At 67.4% G+C, this 5107-nt stretch carries 3 protein-coding genes and 1 pseudogene; 3 read left to right on the top strand and 1 reads right to left on the bottom strand.

What is annotated here, in order from left to right:
• Positions 1-33 precede the first annotated feature (33 nt).
• Positions 34-1620 carry a benzoate-CoA ligase family protein gene (locus VFL64_RS20535; protein WP_489542240.1) on the bottom strand — a complete coding sequence of 529 codons (1587 nt, stop codon included), beginning with the start codon at positions 1618-1620 and terminating at the stop codon, positions 34-36.
• A gap of 149 nt (positions 1621-1769) precedes the next feature.
• Between VFL64_RS20535 and VFL64_RS20530 the strand changes: the two genes are divergently transcribed.
• From VFL64_RS20530 to VFL64_RS20520, 3 genes and pseudogenes are all read left to right on the top strand, one after another.
• On the top strand, positions 1770-2666 hold the full coding sequence (locus tag VFL64_RS20530; protein ID WP_489542241.1) for a helix-turn-helix transcriptional regulator: 897 nt from the start codon (positions 1770-1772) through the stop codon (positions 2664-2666).
• A gap of 86 nt (positions 2667-2752) precedes the next feature.
• The gene (gene boxC, locus VFL64_RS20525; RefSeq protein WP_489542239.1) at positions 2753-4414 is read left to right on the top strand and encodes a 2,3-epoxybenzoyl-CoA dihydrolase; all 1662 of its coding nucleotides are present in this window, start codon (positions 2753-2755) and stop codon (positions 4412-4414) included.
• A 125-nt stretch (positions 4415-4539) separates the two neighbouring features.
• Positions 4540-5107, top strand: a pseudogene (locus VFL64_RS20520) (benzoyl-CoA 2,3-epoxidase subunit BoxB); the annotation flags it as partial.

Below are 5107 nucleotides of genomic sequence, written 5' to 3'. Positions count from 1 at the left end.
CGAAGGCTAAATACGCCGATCGCGTAAATCCGATTATATGGCGCTGTTAGCGCCAAACTCCCCGCGCAGCCGGAAGCGCTGGATCTTGCCGGTGGCCGTCTTGGGCAGCTCGGCGATGAACTCGATGTAGCGCGGGTACTTGTAGGGCGCCAAGCGGTCCTTCACGAAGGCCTTGAGCGCGGACTCGTCCACCTGCTGGCCGGGCTTGAGCACCACGTAGGCCTTGGTCTTGGTCAGGCCTTCATCGTCTTCCTTGCCGATGACGGCGCATTCGAGCACCGCGGGGTGTTGCATCAGCGTGGCCTCCACCTCGAAGGGCGAGACGTAGACGCCGCTCACCTTGAGCATGTCGTCGCTGCGGCCGGAGTAGGTGTAGTAGCCCTGCGCATCGCGCACGTACTTGTCGCCGCTCTTGGTCCACGCGCCCTGGAAGGTCTCGCGCGACTTCTCGCGGTTGCGCCAGTACATGAGCGCGGCGCTGGGGCCGTTGATGTAGAGGTCGCCGATCTCGCCGTCGGCCACCGGGCGGCCGTCTTCGCCGCGCAGTTCCACCTCGTAGCCGGGGACGGGCTTGCCGGTGCTGCCGTAGTGCACGTCGCCGGGGCGGTTGGAGAGAAAGATGTGCAGCATCTCGGTCGAGCCGATGCCGTCGATGATGTCGCAGCCAAAGTGCGCCTTGAAGCGCTGGCCGATCTCGGCCGGAAGTGCCTCGCCCGCCGACGAGGCCATGCGCAGCGCGACCTCGCTGCGTGCCGGCAGCGCGGGCGAGGCGAGCATGCCGGCAAAGCCGGTCGGTGCGCCGAAGAAGACGCTGGGGCGCTGCTCTTTTCGCGGATCCTTCCAGCGCTTGAACACCGCATCGGGCGTGGGCCGCTCGGCCATCAGTACCACGCTCGCACCCACCGAGAGCGGGAAGCTCAGCGCATTGCCCAGGCCATAAGCGAAGAAGAGCTTGGCGGCCGAGAAGCACACGTCCGCCTCGGTCAGGCCGAGGATGGGCTTGCCGTAGAGCTCGGCCGTCCAGTACAGGTTGCCGTGGGTGTGGACCGTGCCCTTGGGCTTGCCGGTGGAGCCGGAGGAATAAAGCCAGAAGCCCGGGTCGTCGGGGGTGGTTGAGGCAGCCTGAGCGAGCGGATCACTGCGCAAGAGGGCATCGACCAGCCCCGTTTCACCAGCCGTCAAGGAGCCCTCGGGGCGCGACACGAAGACGTTGCGCACCTCGTGCTCAGCTTGGCCCATCGCGCTGCGCAGCGTGGGCAGCAGCGCGTTCGACACCAGCACCGCCTGGGCGCGGCTGTGCTGCAGCATGTAGGCGTAGTCGTCGACGGTGAGCAGGGTGTTGACGGCCACCGGCACGATGCCGGCATGCAGCGCGCCGAGAAAGCTCACCGGCCAGTCGATGTTGTCGTGCATCAGCAGCAGCACGCGCTCTTCGCGGCGCAGGCCGGCTTGCAGCAGCGCGCCCGCCATGCGTCGCACGCGGTCAGCCAGTTCGCCGTAGCTCAGGCGGCCGTGGTCATCGATGTAGGCCGTCTTGGCGGCCCGGCCGCGGTTCAAATCGAGCAGGTGGGCTGCAAAGTTGAAGGCGGGGCCGGGAGGGGCGACCTGGGCTGGCGTCATGTGTCTTCCTCTTGCGAACCATCAAGGCGATGAACTATGGTTCGCACGAAGAATAGTTCTGGCATCAAGGCTGGTCAAGCACTATAGTGCATGTTCGGGTTAACCCCGGCCGCAGAGCGAACGCATTGAAGGAGGTGGGTGTGAGCGAGATGGACCCGGTGGCCGATGCCACCCAGGAAGAAGACAAGAACCCTTTGCTGGTGGCCCTGGGCGAGCGGCTGCGCACCCTGCGCGCGCGCCGCGGCCTCACCCGCAAGGCGGTGGCACTGACGGCCGACGTGTCAGAGCGCTACCTCGCCAACCTGGAGAACGGCACGGGCAACGCGTCGCTCCTCATCCTCGATCAGGTGGCGCGTGCCATCCAATGCTCGCTGGCCGAGTTGATCGGTGACGTGAGCACCTCGTCGCCCGAGTGGCTGCTGATTCGCGAGCTGCTCGAGGGCCGCAGCGAAGCCCAGTTGCGCCGGGCGCGCGTTGCCATCGGCGAGGTGCTAGGCCATGCCGGCGACCAGCGCGCCAGGAGCAAGCGGCTGGCGCTGATCGGGCTGCGCGGGGCGGGCAAGTCCACCCTGGGCCGCATGCTGGCGGAAGACCTGGACATGCCCTTCATCGAACTCAGCCGCGAGATCGAGCGCGTGGCCGGCTGCAGCATCCGCGAGATCCACGACCTGTACGGCACCAACGCCTACCGCCGCTACGAGCGGCGAGCGCTCGAAGAGGTGATCCAGATCTACCCGGAGATGGTGCTGGCCACGCCGGGCGGGCTGGTGTCCGACCCGGCCACGTTCAATGTGCTGCTGACCCACTGCACCACGGTCTGGCTGCAGGCCGACCCCGAAGAGCACATGGCCCGGGTGGCGGCGCAGGGCGATCTGCGGCCGATGGCGGCGAGCCCCGAGGCGATGGAAGACCTGAAGCGCATCCTGGCCGGGCGTACGGCCTTCTACTCCAAGGCCGACCTGAGCGTGGACACCAGCGGCCGCGACCTGACGCAGAGCTTCGAGGCGCTGCGCGAGCAGGTGAGAACGGCACTCGACATCGCCTGAGTTTCCTCCGACATGCAGTTTGATGCATGTTTTGGTTGACGCATGAAATATCATGCAGTATCTTTCATCCACTTGAAGGAGATTGCATGAGCACTGCCGACCTCCGTGTGGACTACCGCACCGACCCCAGCCAGTACCGCCACTGGACCCTGGCCTTCGAAGGTGCGGTGGCGCGCCGGACGCTCGACATCGCCGAAGACGGCGGCCTGCGCCCCGGCTACAAGCTCAAGCTCAACAGCTACGACCTGGGCGTCGACATCGAGTTGCACGACGCGCTGAACCGCATCCGCTTCGAGCACCCCGAGGTGCGCACGGTGATCGTCACCAGCGCCAAGGAGCGCATCTTCTGCTCGGGGGCCAACATCTTCATGCTGGGCCTGTCCAGCCACGCGTGGAAGGTCAACTTCTGCAAGTTCACCAACGAGACGCGCAATGGCATCGAGGATTCGTCGCGCCACTCGGGGCTCAAGTTCATCGCCGCCGTCAACGGCGCCTGCGCCGGCGGCGGCTACGAGCTGGCGCTGGCCTGCGACGAGATCGGGCTGGTGGACGACCGCTCGTCCTCCGTCTCGTTGCCCGAGGTGCCGCTGCTGGGCGTGCTGCCCGGCACTGGCGGGCTCACGCGAGTCACCGACAAGCGCCGCGTGCGGCACGACCTGGCCGACATCTTCTCCACCAGCGTGGAAGGCGTGCGGGGCCAGCGTGCGGTGGATTGGCGGCTGGTCGATGCGGCCGTCAAGCCGGCGAAGTTCGCTGCCCACGTGCAGGAGCGCGCGGCGCAACTCGCCAGTGCGAGCGACCGGCCGGCCGGCGCGCGCGGCGTGGCGCTGCCGCGCATCGAGCGCGAGGAGGCGGCCGACGCACTGAGCTACCGCCACGTGCGCGTGGAGATCGACCGCGGCAAGCGCACCGCCACCTTCACGGTGAAGGCGCCCACCGAAGCCCCACCGCAAAGCGTGGCCGAGATCGAAGCGGCAGGCGCCGCCTGGTGGCCGCTGGCGATGGCGCGCGAACTCGACGACGCCATCCTGCACCTGCGCACCAACGAGCTCGACATCGGCACCTGGCTGCTCAAGACCGAAGGCGATGCGACCCATGTGCTGGCCAGTGATGCCAGCTTGCTGCAGCACGCCGACCACTGGCTGGTGCGTGAAACCACCGGCCTGCTGCGCCGCACCCTGGCGCGGCTGGATGTGTCGTCGCGCTCTCTGTTCGCACTCATCGAGCCGGGCTCGTGCTTCGCCGGCACGCTGGCCGAGCTGGCCTTCTGCGCCGACCGTGCCTACATGCTGGCCTTGCCCGACGAGCCCGGGCGTGCCCCACGCCTCAGCCTGAGCGAAACCAACTTCTCGCTCTACCCCATGGTCAACGAGCAGACGCGCCTTGCGCGCCGCTTCTATGAAGAAGCCGCGCCCCTGCAGGCCGCACGCGCTGCCATCGGCCAGCCGCTCGATGCCGATGCCGCCCTGGCCTTGGGCCTGGTGACTGCAGCGCCCGACGACATCGACTGGGCCGACGAGATACGCATCGCCATTGAAGAACGCAGCGCCATGTCGCCCGATGCGCTCACCGGCATGGAAGCCAACCTGCGCTTCGCTGGCCGCGAGACCATGGCCACGCGCATCTTCGGCCGCCTCACCGCGTGGCAGAACTGGATCTTCCAGCGACCCAACGCCGTGGGCGAGAAGGGTGCGCTCAAGGTGTACGGCAAGGGCGAGAAAGCCCAGTTCGACTTCAACCGCGTTTAGAAGGAAAACGGCAATGCAGAGCACGATGATGAACAGCGGGAAGCGGGCCGAGCGCCGGGCCGCCCCAAGCCGGCCCGCATCCCCTCGGGGGATCGACCAACGTATTCGTTGGGCGAGGGGCTGACATGAGCAGCATCAACTACAGCGAGAAGATCCCCAACAACGTCAACCTCGGCGAAGACCGCACGCTGCAGCGCGCGCTCGAGCAGTGGCAGCCCAACTTCATCAACTGGTGGATGGAGATGGGCCCGGAGGGCTTCCAGCAGCGCGACATCTACCTGCGCACCGCGGTGAGCGTCACCCCGGACGGCTGGGCCCAGTTCGACTACGTGAAGATGCCGGACTACCGGTGGGGGATCTTCCTCGCCGACGCGGTGAAGGACCGGACCATCGGGTTCGGCGATCACGTCGGCGAGCCGGTGTGGCAGCAGGTCCCGGGCGAATACCGGAACCCGCTCCGCCGCATCCTCGTCGCGCAGGCGGACACCGAGCCCGCCAGCGTCGAGCAGCAGCGGCTCCTCGGCCGCACGTGCCCGAGCCTGTACGACCTCCGCAACCTCTTCCAGGTGAACGTCGAGGAGGGCCGCCACCTCTGGGCGATGGTCTACCTCCTCCACACCTACTTCGGCCGGGACGGCCGCGAGGAGGCGGAGGAGCTGCTGCAGCGGCGCAGCGGTGACTCGAACAAGCCTC

The organism is Rhizobacter sp. (assembly GCF_035702065.1).
Classification (GTDB): domain Bacteria; phylum Pseudomonadota; class Gammaproteobacteria; order Burkholderiales; family Burkholderiaceae_C; genus Rhizobacter.
The sequence above is the reverse complement of the archived record's forward strand: the minus strand, read 5'-3'. Positions and strand labels throughout refer to the sequence as shown.